Source organism: Tenacibaculum finnmarkense genomovar ulcerans (assembly GCF_900239495.1).
Classification (GTDB): domain Bacteria; phylum Bacteroidota; class Bacteroidia; order Flavobacteriales; family Flavobacteriaceae; genus Polaribacter; species Polaribacter ulcerans.
Genome location: NZ_OENE01000003.1, coordinates 183425 through 200141 on the forward strand (window position 1 = coordinate 183425; position 16717 = coordinate 200141).

11 protein-coding genes are annotated in these 16717 nt (G+C 32.0%); 10 read left to right on the top strand and 1 reads right to left on the bottom strand.

The features are described from left to right. Positions 1 to 72: 72 nt before the first annotated feature. From rimP to DPIF8902391_RS00830, 4 genes are all read left to right on the top strand, one after another. A complete protein-coding gene (gene rimP, locus DPIF8902391_RS00815; protein WP_058884133.1) occupies positions 73 to 534 on the top strand; it encodes a ribosome assembly cofactor RimP in 462 nt (153 codons plus the stop codon). A 12-nt stretch (positions 535 to 546) separates the two neighbouring features. Beyond that, complete coding sequence (gene nusA / locus DPIF8902391_RS00820) at positions 547 to 1803, top strand: transcription termination factor NusA (RefSeq protein ID WP_058884134.1); 1257 nt, start codon at positions 547 to 549, stop codon at positions 1801 to 1803. 130 nt (positions 1804 to 1933) lie between these two features. Next, positions 1934 to 4795 carry a translation initiation factor IF-2 gene (gene infB / locus DPIF8902391_RS00825; protein WP_058884135.1) on the top strand — a complete coding sequence of 954 codons (2862 nt, stop codon included), beginning with the start codon at positions 1934 to 1936 and terminating at the stop codon, positions 4793 to 4795. Positions 4796 to 4937: 142 nt separating this feature from the next. Next, positions 4938 to 5282, top strand: a complete 345-nt coding sequence (locus DPIF8902391_RS00830; protein WP_058884136.1) for a hypothetical protein — start codon at positions 4938 to 4940, stop codon at positions 5280 to 5282. A 51-nt stretch (positions 5283 to 5333) separates the two neighbouring features. Here the strand turns inward: DPIF8902391_RS00830 and DPIF8902391_RS00835 are convergent, their stop codons facing one another. Further along, a complete protein-coding gene (locus DPIF8902391_RS00835) occupies positions 5334 to 6389 on the bottom strand; it encodes an endonuclease/exonuclease/phosphatase family protein (protein ID WP_058884137.1) in 1056 nt (351 codons plus the stop codon). Between the two features lie 175 nt (positions 6390 to 6564). Here DPIF8902391_RS00835 and DPIF8902391_RS00840 point away from each other — a divergent pair, with 175 nt between their 5' ends. The 6 genes from DPIF8902391_RS00840 to DPIF8902391_RS00865 all read left to right on the top strand — a co-directional run. Continuing rightward, a complete protein-coding gene (locus DPIF8902391_RS00840; RefSeq protein ID WP_172504766.1) occupies positions 6565 to 9351 on the top strand; it encodes a carboxypeptidase-like regulatory domain-containing protein in 2787 nt (928 codons plus the stop codon). A gap of 38 nt (positions 9352 to 9389) precedes the next feature. Continuing rightward, entirely contained in the window at positions 9390 to 11384 is a 1995-nt protein-coding gene (locus DPIF8902391_RS00845; protein ID WP_172504767.1) for a DUF5689 domain-containing protein, read from the top strand. An 80-nt stretch (positions 11385 to 11464) separates the two neighbouring features. Next, complete coding sequence (locus DPIF8902391_RS00850; RefSeq protein WP_058884140.1) at positions 11465 to 12349, top strand: metallophosphoesterase; 885 nt, start codon at positions 11465 to 11467, stop codon at positions 12347 to 12349. Positions 12350 to 12581: 232 nt separating this feature from the next. Beyond that, the gene (locus DPIF8902391_RS00855; RefSeq protein WP_172504768.1) at positions 12582 to 13808 is read left to right on the top strand and encodes a porin; all 1227 of its coding nucleotides are present in this window, start codon (positions 12582 to 12584) and stop codon (positions 13806 to 13808) included. A gap of 71 nt (positions 13809 to 13879) precedes the next feature. Next, complete coding sequence (locus tag DPIF8902391_RS00860) at positions 13880 to 16129, top strand: inorganic phosphate transporter (RefSeq protein ID WP_058884142.1); 2250 nt, start codon at positions 13880 to 13882, stop codon at positions 16127 to 16129. Between the two features lie 388 nt (positions 16130 to 16517). After that, a partial coding sequence (locus DPIF8902391_RS00865; RefSeq protein WP_216833240.1) for a hypothetical protein occupies positions 16518 to 16717 on the top strand: 200 nt, incomplete at its 3' end.

The window sequence follows — 16717 nt, forward strand, 5'->3', positions numbered from 1 at the left end:
CACTATATTTGCACCAAATTTATTAATTAGATTGATACAGGGGACGAGAGTCCCCTCTTTTTATACCTTAGCATGAATCAAGACAAAGTCAAAGAATTATTAGACGAAGCATTATTAGAAAATGAATCATTATATTTAATTGATTTGCAATTTTTAGCAAACAGTAAAATAAAGGTGATTGTTGATGGTGATTCAGGAGTCCCTTTAAACGAATGTATGCGTATTAGTAGAAAAATAGAGCATAATTTAGATAGAGAAGACGAAGATTTTTCTTTAGAGGTGACAACACCTGATATTGCGCATGCCTTAACGGTTAAGCGCCAGTATAAAAAGAATGTAAATAGAATTTTGAAGGTTAAAACAGCAACCGAAGAATTTGAAGGTACGCTAATCCAAGCAACCGATAAAGATATTACCCTGTTTTGGAAAGCAAGAGAACCTAAGCCGATAGGTAAAGGTAAGCATACGGTAGAGAAAACAAAGGTTTTGTTGTATCAAGATATTAGTGAAGCAAAAGTGAAGATCATATTTTAATAAGAGAATGAAATGGAAAATATTGCGTTAATTGAGTCATTTTCAGAATTTAAAGATAATAAAAGTATAGATAGAGTAACTCTAATGTCTATCTTAGAGGAAGTATTTCGTGCAGCATTAAAACGTAGGTTTGGATCAGATGAAAACTTTGATATAATTATTAATCCTGATAAGGGAGATTTAGAAATTTGGAGAAATAGAATTGTAGTAGCAGACGGTTTTTCTGAAGATGATAATGAAGAAATAGAACTTGCTGAAGCACGAAGAATTGAGCCAGATTTTGAAATTGGTGAAGACGTATCAGAAGAAGTAAAATTAATAGATTTAGGAAGACGTGCTATTTTAGCATTACGTCAAAATTTAATATCTAAAATACAAGAACACGACAGCACGAATATCTTTAAGCAATTTAAAGATTTAGAAGGAGAAATTTATAGTGCTGAAGTACACCATATTCGTCATAATGCTGTAATTTTGTTAGACGACGAAGGAAACGAAATTGTGTTGCCTAAAAGTGAGCAAATTCGTTCAGATTTTTTCAGAAAAGGAGATTCAGTTCGTGGTGTTATAAAATCGGTAGAACTAAGAGGTAATAAGCCGGCTATTATTTTATCAAGAACTTCACCAGCATTTTTAGTGAAGTTATTTGAACAAGAAATCCCAGAGGTATTTGATGGGTTAATTACCATTGAAGGCGTAGCAAGAATTCCTGGTGATAAAGCAAAAGTAGCGGTAGATTCGTACGATGATAGAATAGACCCTGTAGGAGCTTGTGTTGGTGTAAAAGGATCTCGTATTCACGGAATTGTACGTGAATTAGGAAACGAAAATATTGACGTAATTAATTATACGAAAAACGAAGCATTATTTGTAGCAAGAGCATTAAGCCCTGCTAAAGTAACTTCGGTAGATATTAAGCCTTACGAAGAAGAGAAAAATGGTAAAAAAGGACGTGTAAGCGTTTTATTAAAACCAGAAGAAGTATCAAAAGCAATTGGTCGTTCAGGAGTAAATATCCGTTTAGCAAGTGAGTTAACAGGATACGAAATCGACGTACAACGTGAAGGATTAGAAGAAGAAGATGTAGAGTTAACGGAGTTTTCTGATGAAATAGAAGACTGGGTTATTGCAGAATTTAATAAAATAGGTTTAGAAACAGCGAAAAGTGTACTTGAAAAAGACGTTTCAATGTTAGTACAAAGAACCGACTTAGAAGAAGAAACAATATTAGATGTTCAGCGAGTTCTAAGAGAAGAGTTTGAAGAATAACCAATATAAAGGAAATCAGTCTCCTGCTAAATTGATGATAATCAATACGAAATCTGATAACCAGAGAAAAAAAACGTAACTATGCTAGCGTGTAAAGTGTGTTTTTTGAATATAAAGTATAAAATAATTTATGGCTGAAGGCAACAAATTAATAAGACTTAATAAAGTATTAAGAGAATTTAACATTTCTTTAGATAGAGCTGTAGAACACTTGGCTAAAAACGGTCATAAAGTAGAATCACGTCCTACTGCTAAAATTTCTGATGCGGAATATCAAATATTACTTGATGGGTTTCAAACAGATAAATCTAAGAAGGTAGCCTCTAAAGAAGTAAGCGAAGAAAAGCGCAAGGAAAAAGAAGCTAATCGCCTACGTGTCGAAGAGGATCAGGAGAAGAAAAGAGTAGAAGACGAAGCTAAAAAGCAAGAAGTTTTAAAAGCCAAAGCTAAAAGATTAGAGGTTAAAACCGTAGGGAAGATTGATATTAAAACTGGAAAACCAGTAGAAGATGCAAAACCAGCTGCGCCTGTAAAAGAAGCACCAAAAGCGGTTGTAGAAACCCCTAAAAAAGAAATACCTGTTCAAGAAGCTAAGATTGTTGAAAAACAAACAATCAAGGTAGCTGAAAAGAAAATTGAACCAGTTAAAGTTAAGGTTCAAGAACCTAAAGAAATTAAGATTAAAGAAGTTAAGCCCGAGGTTGTGAAAGCAGAAACACCTAAGAAAATAGACATTAAGGAAGTAAAAAAGGTTGCGGAAACAAAACCAGAGGAAGCAAAAGCAGAGAAACCTGTTGAAATTACTGCCGAAAACGCTGTGAAGTTAAAAACACAGTATAAAAAATTAGACGGTCCTAAAATTACAGGAATTAAAATTGATTTAAAGCAATTTGAACGTCCTAAAAAGAAGAAACCAGAAGCTAAAACAGACGCTGACAAAAGAAAGCGTAAACGTATTAGTAAACCAGGAACTCCAACAAAACCAGGCGAAAAAAGAGTCGTTAGACCTGCCCAAAATAGAAGCGGTGGAAACCGTACGCCATTTAGAGGTAGAGCAGCTCAAAGACCAGCCGTTAAAAAAGAAGAACCAACTGAAGCAGAAGTACAAAAACAAGTACGTGAAACTTTAGAAAGACTTCAAGGTAAATCTAAAAGAGGAAAAGGAGCAAAGTATCGTAGAAATAAAAGAGATGCTCACAGAGAACACACCGAAGCTGAATTAGAAGCACAAGCGTTAGACAACAAAATCTTAAAAGTAACAGAATTTGTTACTGTAAGTGAAGTTGCTACGATGATGGATGTTCCTGTAACAAACATTATTTCTTCATGTATGATGTTAGGAATGATGGTAACAATGAATCAACGTTTAGACGCTGAAACATTAGTTATTGTTGCTGAAGAATTTAACTATAAAGTAGAGTTTGTTGGCGCTGAAGTAGAAGAGTCTATTGAAGAAGTTGAAGACAAACCTGAAGATTTAATAAACCGTGCGCCAATTATTACGGTAATGGGTCACGTAGATCATGGTAAAACATCGTTATTAGACTATATTCGTAAAGCGAATGTAATTGAAGGTGAATCAGGAGGAATTACTCAACATATTGGTGCATACGCTGTACCAGTTGGAGAACAAAAAATTGCCTTTTTAGATACACCAGGTCACGAGGCCTTTACAGCAATGCGTGCCCGTGGAGCTCAAGTAACCGATTTAGTAATTATTGTAGTTGCTGCCGATGATGATGTAATGCCTCAAACAAAAGAAGCAATATCTCACGCACAAGCAGCTGGCGTTCCAATTATATTTGCTATCAATAAAATTGATAAGCCTAATGCGAACCCAGATAATATTAAAACACAATTATCAGCTATGAATTTATTAGTTGAAGATTGGGGAGGTAATATTCAATCACAAGAAATTTCTGCTAAAACAGGGCAAGGTGTTGAAGAATTACTTGAAAAAGTATTATTAGAAGCTGAAATATTAGAATTAAAAGCAAATCCTAATAAAAATGCTAAAGGAGCAGTTGTAGAAGCTTTATTAGATAAAGGTAGAGGATATGTATCAACAATTTTAGTACAAGCAGGTACTTTAAAAATTGGAGATTATATTTTAGCAGGAAAACATAGTGGTAAAGTTAGAGCTATGTTTGATGATAAAGGAAATAAAGTAAAAGAAGCAGGGCCATCTACACCAGTATCAATTTTAGGTTTAGACGGTGCGCCACAAGCTGGTGATAAGTTTAATGTATTTGAAGATGAGCGTGAAGCAAAGCAAATTGCTGCAAAACGTTCTCAATTACAACGTGAACAATCTGTAAGAACTCAAAAAACATTAACCTTAGCCGAAATTGGTCGTCGTATTGCTTTAGGAGATTTCAAAGAATTAAACATTATCTTAAAAGGAGATGTAGATGGTTCAGTAGAAGCCTTAACCGATTCTTTCCAGAAATTATCTACGGAAGAAATTCAAGTAAATATTTTACATAAAGGAGTTGGAGCAATTACAGAATCTGATGTATTATTAGCAACAGCTTCAGATGCAATTATTGTTGGATTTAATGTACGTCCACAATCAAATGCAAGAGTTATAGCAGATAGAGAAGAAGTTGATATTAGAACTTATTCTATTATTTATGATGCGATTAATGACTTGAAAGATGCCATGGAAGGAATGTTGTCTCCTGAAATGAAAGAAGAAGTTCTTGGTAATATTGAAATTAGAGAAGTTTATAAAATTTCTAAAGTTGGTAATATTGCAGGATGTATGGTAATGAATGGTAAAGTAACCAGAGATGCTAAAATCCGTATTATTAGAGATGGTATTGTAGTTCATGATGGTTTCTTATCTTCATTAAAACGTTTCAAAGACGATGTTAAAGAGGTAACAAAAGGATACGATTGTGGTCTTCAAATAAAAGGTTACAACGATATTCAAGAAAGAGATGTTATTGAAGCTTATACTGAAATTGCAGTTAAGAAGAAGTTGAAATAAAACATTCTAAAATATATAATTAAAAAAAGACACCTTATTAAGGTGTCTTTTTTTTGTTTATAAGAAGTAGTAAAAATAGCGTTAATTTTATTTAGAGTAAATCTAAATAAGATGTATATTTGTTGCCGTAATAACTTTAACTATGGAAAACATTATAAAAATATACGACAATGAAATAGGTATTTCATTTTGTTGGAAAGATACAACGAACACTTTAATTCAAATAATCTTTAGAGATACAGGCTTTCATTTAAATGAAAATCAAATTGAATCATTTTTAGAAAAAGTACTCGATTCTAAAAGCCAAAAAAACTGTGCTACTTGTACTAAAGGAAATAATTGCAAGTCTATTTTATTACAAACCCCGTCAGATAAAGTAAGCATGGCAGTATCACAAATTGAATTAGGGCAAATAGACGATTTATTAAAAGGAACATTATTTCAAATGCGCATGAATAACTATTTAGACGATTTGTGTAAAAATTAAAAAATTGGAGCTTGTATTTCTACAAGCTCAATCTTTTTTATCAAACAAAAATTAGTATTCTTTAATTAAGTACATATAAACAGGATAATGATCGCTATAGCCGCCGCTGTATTTACCAAACGAAAAACTTCTAAAAGGATAGCCTTTGTAGCGCCCTTTTTTTTGTGTTAAAAATTGCTTATTAAAAACCCCTGCTTTAAACATCTTAAAGCTCGTAAAATCTTTTTTCCTTTTACTAGAAGAAACTAATTTATTACTGATAATTATTTGATCAAATAAATTAATATTATCGCGATATCCTAAAGTATTAAACCCTCGTCGAAACATGTTTTCAAAAGGATTATAAAGGTCTTCTTTTTTTAGATTTTTCTTTTTTGCTATCGTTTTTAAAACTTTTTTAAAGCTACTGTTAATCGGATCATCATTAAAATCACCCATAATTAAAAGCTTAGGGCTTGGGTCATTTATTTTAATTTTTTCAATAATTTGGATAACTCTGTAGGCTGCTTTTTCTCGTAAAGGCCTACTTTTCGCTTCGCCACCTCTGCGAGACGGCCAATGATTTACAAGTATATGAATCAATTCATCATCTAAATATCCGGCAACCCATAAAATATCACGGGTATATACTTTTCTATTATTTTTATAAATACGAGGATTGAAAGCTTCATAATGAATCGGTTTAAAATATCTTTTCTGATATAATAAACCAACATCAATACCTCGTTTATCAGGAGAGTCAAAATGAATAATGCCATACTTTTTATTCTTAAGATTTTCCGATTCTATTAAATCTTCTAAAACCTTTTTGTTTTCAACTTCGGCAACGCCTAAAATAGCAGGGCTTGTTTTTGTTTTTTCAGCCCCTAATTGCAAAATAACACTGCTAAGTTTATCAATTTTATCCCAATAAATCTTTTGTTTATTTCCTTTGATAGCCATGATAGGGCTTGCTTCATCATTTTTTGAAGTATCATTAATCGTATCAAATAAATTTTCAAGATTGTAAAAACCAATAGTTCTTATTTTATATTTTTTTTGAGCATATAGTCTGTCAGAAAATAAGCTAATAACTAGCATACTTGTAAGTACTATTATTTTTTTCATCATAAGAAATTTTACATCAAAAATAAATCAAATTTTAAGCTTAAAAATACCGCAATTAAAAACACCTAAATTTCTTAATAATAGCTTAACAAATAAAACAGCTATACCGCTTAATTTACACGCTATAATCTAACGTGTTTTGTACTAGTGGTTTAATATCTGTAAAGGGCTGTTTATGAATAAATTTACAATAACAATTTTATTATTATTTTTAAGTTTATTTGATTTAAATGCACAAAATAGTGTAAAAGGAACTCTTGTACATGCCGATACTGAAACAGCATTGTCGGGCGTTAGTATCCATATAAAAAAAACAGCTATTACCAGTATAACCGCTGTTGATGGTACTTTTATTTTAAACAATTTACCCAAAGGAAATCAACTCCTTACTGTATCATTAAACGGGTTTGAAACTCAAACTTTTCCGTTGCAAGTATCCGACATTCCTATAAATTTAGGGACTATTTTTTTATATGAAGCCACTACGCAATACCAAGATTTAAGTACTATTATACTTACAGATGATGAATTAAGCGATGATGCAAATACCGCCGATAATATTGCGGGTTTATTGCAAGCCTCAAAAGATGTTTATTTACGAACTGCCGCCTACCAATGGAGTGCTTCTTTTTATAGTATTAAAGGGCTGGGATCTGAAAATTCAAAAGTGCTTATCAATGGTTTTGAAATGAATAAATTATACAACGGTCGTCCGCAATGGAGTAATTGGGGTGGTTTGAATGATGTATTGCGAAATCAAAATTTTAGCAGTGGTTTATCGCCTTCAAATTATACGTTTGGCGGTGTTTTAGGTGCAACAAATATGAATACTCGAGCTTCAGATTATAGAAAAAGTGCCCGAATTTCCTACGCTTCTTCCAACAGAAGTTATTCCCATCGTTTTATGGCAATGTATGCTTCAGGGATTTTAAAAAATGGCTGGGCAGTTACCGCATCAGCAAGTAAAAGAACGGCATCCCAAGGATTTATTAATGGCACAATGTATAACGCAAACTCCTTTTTTATCTCTTTAGAAAAAATAATAAATGAAAATCATAGTATCAATGCCACGGCTATTTATGCTAAAAATACCCGTGGAAAATCTGCCGCAAATACACAGGAAGTGTACGATATTAAGGGTATTAAATACAATCCGTATTGGGGCTATCAAAACGGGAAAATTAGAAATGCCCGCGTAAAAAGAATTGAAGAACCTATTTTGATGTTAAATCATTATTGGAATATGACAAATAAAACTACTTTAGAAACAGGAATTGCGTATCAATTTGGGGAAATGGGCAATTCTCGTCTTGATTTTAACGGAGGAAATGATCCAAACCCTACCTATTATCGAAAATTGCCGAATTATTTTTTAAAAGATTCTTATTACGGTAAAGATTTTGAAAATGCCTATAAATCATTAGTGAATTTTCAAAATGATGGACAGCTAAATTGGAAAAATTTATATGTAGGAAATGAAAAAACTGCCGATAATGCCTTGTTTTCACTTTATGAAGATTGTACCGATGATACTCAATTAAGCCTTAAAACAATTCTAAATACCCAAATAAATGAGAATATTACCTTAAACGGTAGTTTAGATTATACGATATTGTCTTCTGAAAATTATGCAAGTATTGTTGATTTATTTGGCGCAACGGGGTATGTAGATATCAATAAATTCGGAAATTTAGGCGAAGATGATTATCAAAATGATTTATTACATCCTAATAAAATAGCAAAAGTTGGCGATCGGTTTAAATATCATTATGAAATAGCGGCAAAAGTATATGGTGGTTTTACACAATTACAATTTAAATATAATAAAGTAGATTTTTTTATCGCAGGAACTGTTAATAGTAGCAGTTATCAGCGAAAAGGTTTGTTTAAAAATGGTATTTATCCTGGTGATATTACAAACCCAGAAATCCCAAACTCTTTAGGATATTCTGAAAAGTTAAATTTTATTGGTTATGGCGCAAAAGCGGGGGTTACTTATAAAATTTCAGGACGGCATTTGTTAAATTTTAACGGGGGCTACACTAGCAAAGCACCTTCAATTCGAAATTCTTTTGTCAATTCAAGATCAAATAATTTAACCGTTGCTTCGGTTAGTCGTTTATTAAATGAAAAAATAAGCACTTTTGATGCCAGTTATATTGTAAGAATGCCCTTTTTAAAAGCAAAACTTACAGGATATTATACTACAATTAAAGACGCTAGTAATATTGCTTTTTATTTTACAGGTTCTGAAAATCTTTTTGTTCAAGAAGTTTTAACAGGAATAAATAAACAGCATTTAGGAGCTGAACTAGGTATTGAATCCCCTATATTATCAACGTTTAACTTACGGGCAGCCGCAAATTTAGGACACTATATTTATAATAATAACCCCAATATTACACTAGCATCAGAAATAAGTGCCGATTCACAAAAGGCAGGTTTTGATAAAAGAGGTGTCAAAAACTACGGAAAAGCAAGTCTTAAAAATTATAAAATAGCCTCAGGGCCGCAAAGAAGTTACTCTTTTGGTTTTGATTATCGAGATCCAGATTATTGGTTTGTAGGGGTAACAGGTAATTATTTAGATAAAATATATGTTGCTCCTTCGGCGATAAAAAGAACGACTTCTTTTATTTCAGATGATACTCAGCTTTTTCCAAATTATGATGCCGATTTGGCTAAAAAACTATTAACTCAAGAACAATTTGACGGATATTTTACTTTAAATGCCATTGGCGGTAAAACCTGGCGGGTTGGTCAAAATAAGTATATCGGTTTTTTTGCAAGCGCTAGTAATTTGTTAAATAAAGCCTATAAAACAGGTGGATACGAGCAAGGACGAACCGCTAATTATGGCTTAGAAAGCACCGATAATACTAATGGAACACCTGTTTTTGGTACAAAATATTGGTACGGAAGAGGGGCGAGTTATTTCCTGAATATCAATTATAGGTTTTAAAAATACTTCTAAAAATTCAAAAAATTAAAACATCAAAAATGAAAATAGTTAAGCTAAGTATCCTGGTTTTTATCATTTTTATAGTAGTGCCTTTTTCTTCTTGTGTAGGAGATGACGAGTTTTCACTTCCAACTTTATCGGCGGAAAAAGAATACGAAAATTTAAAATCATTAACGCAAATTGCTAGTTTATATCAAGGGAGTTTGGTTGAAATTAAAGAAGAACTAACAACATCGGGCTATGTGGTTTCTAGTGATAGGGCAGGAAATTTTTTTAAATCCATCTTTATTCAAGATGCACCTGAAAACCCAACAATTGGTTTTGAAATGAAAATTAACGCGACCAATTTACATGAGCGCTATGCTGTTGGGCGTAAAATTTTTATCAAACTAAAAGGTTTATTTTTAAGTAAAAGTAAAGATGGAAGTTATCAAATAGGTGTTCGAAATAGCTTTGGAAACGGCATTGACAGAATTGGGGTAAACGATTATGTTCGTTTTATAGACAGAGGCGCTGAAATTGCAAAAATTACGCCTGTTCTTTTGAAAATAAATGAATTAAATGAAAAAAATCAAAATATTTTAATCAAAATTGAAAAAGTACAAGCCGAAATAAAAGGTTTAAAATATGCCTGGCCAAAAGCAGGAAGTGTCGATTATTCAATTGATAGAACATTAATTTCCTGTGACTCATTGCAAAAAATAATTTTCAGAAATAGTATTTTTTCAGATTTTAAAGGATTGTTAATTCCTGATAAAAAAGGAAGTATTACAGGGATTTTTACCATGTTAGAAAGCGAAAAAATACTAACGATTAGAAATACTTCGGATGTTAATTTTACAGAAGAATATGGCTGTTTTAATAATCCAACACTTGCTGATGTAGCTACGATAAAAGCTTTTTTTAAAGAAGAAGAAACCGTAATTTCTGATAATTTAAAACTAAAAATAAGTATAACTTCGGATGCTACTAAAGGGACTATTTCAGCTAAAAATGCTTTTGCACAAGATGCTTCCGCAGGAATTTCATTAAATTTTACAGCGATTCATAACTTAAATATAGGCGATCAAGTAGAAATAGCCGTTGGCGGATTAAAATTAACCAATCCAAATGGTGTACTTACTTTAAACGTTGAAAATTCAAATATAATAAGCTCACAACCAGGCGTATTACCAACGCCCGAAATTATTACTTTTGAAGAGGCTTTATCGGGTGTTTATCAAAGTAAGTTGGTTAAAATTGAAGGTGTTCAGTTTAAAGACATTACTAAAAATTATCAAGGTGAAAACATACTAACTACTAATTGTGAAAATGAATTAGCGCTTTTATCCGTAGAAAAAGAAGCTGTGTTTGCTAATAATTTAGTCAGCACTAAAAAAGGTGCTATTACAGGAATAATAACCCAAAATAATGGTGTTAAATTATATATCAGAGATGAATTGGATGTGAATTTTACTGAAACTTACGGATGTACGCCTGTGGTTATTCCTCCGCCAATTAATCCGGCACCAACGGGCGATTTATTCTTCTCAGAATATGCCGAAGGGTCAAGTAATAACAAATATATTGAAATTTACAATGGTACAAATACCGATATAGACTTGTCTAATTATACGATTGAATTACATATTAATGGATCAACAGATAAGCCTAAAATTTTAGCATTAAGTAGTTTGACAAATATTATTTTAGTAAAAGGTGGCGTATTGGTAATCTACAATTCGAGAGCTTCAGATGTTATTAAAAACAACGGAACTAGTAGTTCATCGGTAGCTTCTTTTAATGGTGATGATGCGCTTATTTTAAAAAATAACGATACTGTTATAGATGTAATTGGTTTATTAGGAGAAGATCCTGGCAAAGGTTGGGCGGTTGCAGGTATTGAAAATGCGACTCAAAATCATACTTTAATTAGAAAATCGAGCGTGGTTAAAGGGAATATTACTTGGGATGCAAGCGCTGGCACAACTACCGATAATTCTCAATGGGAAGTAAAAGAGCAAGATGATTTTTCATCCGTAGGAAAAAAATAACCTCAAAATTAGGGTATTATTGAAAACCAAGTTTTATAACTTGGTTTTTTTTACGCATATTTACCTAGTAAATAGTAAAAATGTCATCAAACAATCGAATTACTCGTGCTTTTAATCAGGCTAAAAAATTACCTTTAAATAAGGATTCTAAATATATTTTATTTTCAGATTGTCATAGGGGCGATAATAGTTTTGCGGATGATTTTTCGCATAATAGAAAAATATTTGCGTATGCGTTGTCGGAATATTTGGCGGCCGATTTCACTTATATTGAACTGGGAGATGGCGATGAGCTTTGGGAAAATAAATTTGATGCTATTTTTAATGCAAACAAAAATATTTACCTGCTATTAAAAGAATTTCATGCAAAAAACAACTTGTATTTTATTTGGGGAAATCATGATATGGCATACAAAAACCCTAAAAAAGTTCAAGAAAATTTAAGTACTTATATTGATTCATCCACAGGAAAAAAAACAGCATTACTGCCTAATGTTTCTTTTTCGGAAGCAATTCTATTAGAGCAAAAAAATGGCGCTTCTATATTTTTGTTGCACGGGCATCAAGCAGATTGGTTTAATTATGTTTTTTGGAAATTTAGCCGATTTCTAGTTCGTTTTTTATGGAGACCCTTACAAATTATAGGCATTAAAGACCCTACAAGCCCTGCTCAAAATTATAAAGAACTGATAAAAGTAGAACATCGTTTAGAAAATTGGATTAAAAAAAATAAACAGCAAATGGTGGTAACTGGGCACACTCACCGCCCTCGGTTTCCAAACCCGAATGAATTGCCACATTTTAATGATGGCAGCTGTGTGCATCCGCGTTGTATTACTGGTTTAGAAATAGAAAACGATGCAATAACACTTGTCAAATGGTTTGTAATAACCAGTAAAAACGGAACAATGAAAATATCAAAAGCTATTTTAGAAGGTCCTGAGCCTATTTCACAATACATTTAAAATACAAATAACAATTTAGTAAACCTTTCTTAATACCAGGTTGTAGCTAAAGGAATATTTTTGCTATTTCTTATTATGAGAAATAAAGCCTTTGGGTAAATATTAGTTTTTGTCGACTATTTTATTAGGCTAGCTGCCTCTGATCAAGGCAGTTTTTTTTATTTAACACCATGTTTACAATAAGTTAACATTAGTAGTGGTTATTTGCAGCGACAAAAATTAATACTTACTAATGAACATCAAAATAGCACTTACAATTGTAAGTATGCTTGTGTTATCGCATGCCTACACACAAGAATCAAATGCTCCTAAATTTGGTAAAGGACTCTTTAATTTAAAAGGAAATGATAATTCTTGGTCAATGAATATTGCTGCAAGGGTACAGTTTTTAACAACTGCACAATGGCATTCAAATTCTAATGGTTTATCAAACCCAAAATCTTCATTTTTAATAAGAAGAGCCCGTTTAAAATTTAATGGTTTTGCATTTTCTCCAAAATTAAGCTATAAAGTAGAGTTAGGACTTTCTAATAAAGATATTGGTGGTGCATCGGTATTTACAAACAATGCGCCTCGGTATATTTTAGATGCTGTTTTAAAATGGAATTTTCATCAAAATTTTGAATTATGGCTAGGGCAAACTAAATTACCAGGAAATAGAGAGCGAATTGTTTCTTCAGGAAACCTTCAAGGAGTAGACAGGTCTTTATTAAATAAGCGCTTTAATATCGATAGAGATATGGGGCTGCAATTAAGGCATCATTTTAAAATAGCAGATACTTTTGTTGTTCGTGAAATTTTATCCATAGCACAAGGAGAAGGACGAAACATTACCACTGGAAATATTGGAGGGCATCAATACACGGCACGTTTAGAATTTTTACCTTTCGGAAATTTCAAAAGTAAAGGCGATTATAAAGGAAGTGATTTAAAAAGAGAAGAAACGCCAAAATTAGCTATTGGTACGAGTTATGATTTTAACAATAATGCCGTTAAAAATAGAAGCAATCAAGGAGCTTATATGTATATAGATAATAGCAAAGACCATAAATTAGCCGACAGAATATACCATAAAACGGATATTTCAACCTTATTTATTGATGCAATGTTTAAATACAGAGGATTTTCTTTTATGGGTGAATATGCTTATAGAGACGCTAAAAACCCTATTGCAAGAAATTCTGATGGAACTTCAACAGGTGCTATTGTTCAGGTAGGTAGTGGTTTAAATTTACAAGCAGCTTATTTATTAGCCAAAAATTGGGAAGTATCTGGGCGTTATACTAATATTGATTTAGAAAAAATTACTAGAAGAAATTTAGAGTGTCAATACACCTTAGGCTTGTCAAAATATATGGTAGGGCATAAGCTTAAGGTACAAACAGATATCAGTTATTTAGGCGTAGTTAATAGTGGTAATAAGCTAGTGTATCGCTTACAAATAGACATACATTTTTAAAAAAATAACATAAACCTAACATAGGTAGTATAGTACTGTTTGTAATTTTGCAAAAAAAATAAAAGCCAAAAATGGGAGATCCATATATTTTGATGTTAATCGGGCTAGCTATTTTAGCTATCATCGATTTAGTAGTAGGTGTTAGTAATGACGCTGTAAATTTTTTAAACTCAGCAATTGGTTCAAAAGCAATTCGGGTTCGTAATATTATGATAATCGCCAGTGTTGGTGTATTTTTTGGAGCCGTAACCTCTAGTGGTATGATGGAAGTTGCTCGTAAAGGGATTTTTAACCCGAACATGTTTATGTTTCAAGACATCATGTTTATTTTTATGGCAGTGATGATTACCGATGTTTTATTACTCGATATTTTTAACTCCCTAGGGATGCCAACATCTACAACGGTTTCCATTGTATTTGAATTATTAGGAGCAGCCGTTTGTATATCATTACTAAAAATTTCAGCAAACGATTCACAATCATTTGCCGATATTTGGAACTATATTAACCATGAAAAAGCGGTAGAAATTATACAAGGAATACTACTATCCGTCGTTGTTGCTTTTTCAGTAGGTGCAATTGTTCAGTTCATATCTAGAATAATATATACCTTTAATTTTGCAAAAAGAAAAACTTATATAAGTGCATTATTTGGTGGTTTTGCTATTACAGCAATTACCTATTTCATCATTATAAAAGGAATGAAAGGTACACCTTGGTATGCCGATATTAAAGATTCAATAGAAGGAAATACCTTATTAATTATTTCAGGAAGTTTTGTTGCTTGGAGTTTAATATCTCAATTTTTAATAAGTGTTTTTAAAATTAACATTTTAAAATTAATTATTGGAATAGGAACATTTTCATTAGCAATGGCTTTTTCAGGAAATGACTTAGTAAACTTTGTTGGAGTACCAATTGCAGCATTAAATTCTTATGAAGCATGGAAAGCCTCAGGGGTTTCTGCCGACGCATTTTCAATGGGTATTTTAGCAAAAAAAGTACCATCTAATGTATGGTTATTATTAGTAGCGGGAGCTATTATGGTCGTTACTTTATGGACCTCTAGTAAAGCACAAGACGTTATAAAAACAGGTATTAATTTATCAAGACAAGGAGAAGGGCATGAAAAATTTCAACCAAACCCACTATCAAGAATTGTTGTTAGAATCGCCATGTTAATTAACGCTGGTATTCGTAAAGTATTTCCAGCAAAAACAATTGCTTTTGTCGATGCTAAATTTCAAAAACCAGTTATAGATTTATCTAAAGATAAAACATACGAAATGCCTGCCTTTGACTTAGTAAGAGCAGCAGTAAATTTAATTGTTGCAGGTATTTTAATATCAATAGCAACCTCAATGAAATTACCATTATCAACAACCTATGTAACATTTATGGTAGCAATGGGTACTTCTTTAGCCGATAGAGCTTGGGGTCGTGAAAGCGCAGTATATAGAGTTGCGGGTGTAATTAATGTAGTAGGAGGCTGGTTTTTAACGGCAATAATAGCCTTTGCAGCAGCAGGAATTATAGCCTATTTAATTAGTTGGAGCATGGTAATGATTCCTGTATTATTATTAGTAGTAATATTTTTAATAACAAGAAACACATTAATCCACAGAAAAAAATCAAAAGAAGAAAAGAAGCAAATTCATATAGAACGCGCAGAATTAATTACCATTAACGGAGTAATTGAAGAAAGCGCCGATCATATTGCAGGAGTAGCAAGTCGTGTAAATAAATTATACACCAATGTTGTAAATGATTTAGCAGAACACGATTTAAACAAGTTACGTAAAACAGATAAGCACGTAGCTAAGTTAAACGATGAAATTGACGGATTAAAAGACGGCGTATTCTATTTCATTAAATCACTAGATGAAACCTCGGTACAAGCTAGTAGATTTTACATTTTAGTATTAGGTTATTTACAAGATGTTGCGCAATCTATTAGTTATATTTCTAGAGCAAGTTTTAAACACGTTAATAATAATCATAAAAATTTAAAATCAGGGCAATTAGCTGATTTAAAGAATATTGACGATAAACTTTCAAAGCTTTTAGACGATATTAGTACTACTTTCGACAATAGAAGTTTTGATAATTTAGAATTAATTATTAATGAAAAGAAACAGTTATTAAAAGACGTATCTAATTCTATTGAAAAGCAAGTAGCACGTATTAGAACAGACGAAACCAGTCCTAAAAACACTACCTTATACTTTAGTGTTTTATTAGAAACACAAGATTTAGTTTCTGCACTTATGAGTTTGTTAGAAACCTACGAAGAATTTCATATAAGCAGTAGAAACAGTTAATTCGTTTTTACTAAAATTCATTAAAACCCTCAATTCTAATTGAGGGTTTTTTTATTGATTTTTTTCTAGAAGCAATTTCCCGCTTTCCGCACTCGCTTTTTTTGTTTTTTCGAAAAGAAAAACAAAAAAGAGCTCAAACAATTGCTTCAATCGGGGCTAGGCATTTGTACTAATTTCGATAATTTGAGAAATCAACTATAATTTAGGCAAAGTTCACACTATCATTTCGAGCAGTAAAATTTAAACCTCACAGGTTTTTAAAACCTGTGAGGTTTATTCTTGTTTTAAGAATTCAAAACGAAACCCGATTAACGAAAACAAACTGTCAGTTCGAGTGATTTTTTTCCTTCAAAAAAATAGTATTGAGAACTTTATCAGCATTAAGAGCTTGTTTAAATTTCAACTAAAATATTTTTTAACATCTAAACGCCCTGCTGAATTTATTTTAGCATCGCATCAAAATGAGAACCCAGAAATTAGCCTGAAAATCGTAAGTAAATTCCCATTAACGAAAACAAACTGTCAGTTCGAGTTATTTTTTTCCTGTTTAAGTTATTTAAAACGCCCTGCTGAATTTATTTCAGCATC

What these genes read in the sequence shown, in the direction of transcription:
- DPIF8902391_RS00830 (WP_058884136.1), top strand. Translation starts at nt 4,938, where the DNA reads ATGGAAAACATTATAAAAATATACGACAATGAAATAGGTATTTCATTT.
- nusA (WP_058884134.1), top strand. Translation starts at nt 547, where the DNA reads ATGGAAAATATTGCGTTAATTGAGTCATTTTCAGAATTTAAAGATAAT.
- DPIF8902391_RS00840 (WP_172504766.1), top strand. Translation starts at nt 6,565, where the DNA reads ATGAATAAATTTACAATAACAATTTTATTATTATTTTTAAGTTTATTT.
- DPIF8902391_RS00850 (WP_058884140.1), top strand. Translation starts at nt 11,465, where the DNA reads ATGTCATCAAACAATCGAATTACTCGTGCTTTTAATCAGGCTAAAAAA.
- rimP (WP_058884133.1), top strand. Translation starts at nt 73, where the DNA reads ATGAATCAAGACAAAGTCAAAGAATTATTAGACGAAGCATTATTAGAA.
- DPIF8902391_RS00835 (WP_058884137.1), bottom strand. Translation starts at nt 6,389, where the DNA reads ATGAAAAAAATAATAGTACTTACAAGTATGCTAGTTATTAGCTTATTT.
- DPIF8902391_RS00860 (WP_058884142.1), top strand. Translation starts at nt 13,880, where the DNA reads ATGGGAGATCCATATATTTTGATGTTAATCGGGCTAGCTATTTTAGCT.
- infB (WP_058884135.1), top strand. Translation starts at nt 1,934, where the DNA reads ATGGCTGAAGGCAACAAATTAATAAGACTTAATAAAGTATTAAGAGAA.
- DPIF8902391_RS00845 (WP_172504767.1), top strand. Translation starts at nt 9,390, where the DNA reads ATGAAAATAGTTAAGCTAAGTATCCTGGTTTTTATCATTTTTATAGTA.
- DPIF8902391_RS00855 (WP_172504768.1), top strand. Translation starts at nt 12,582, where the DNA reads ATGAACATCAAAATAGCACTTACAATTGTAAGTATGCTTGTGTTATCG.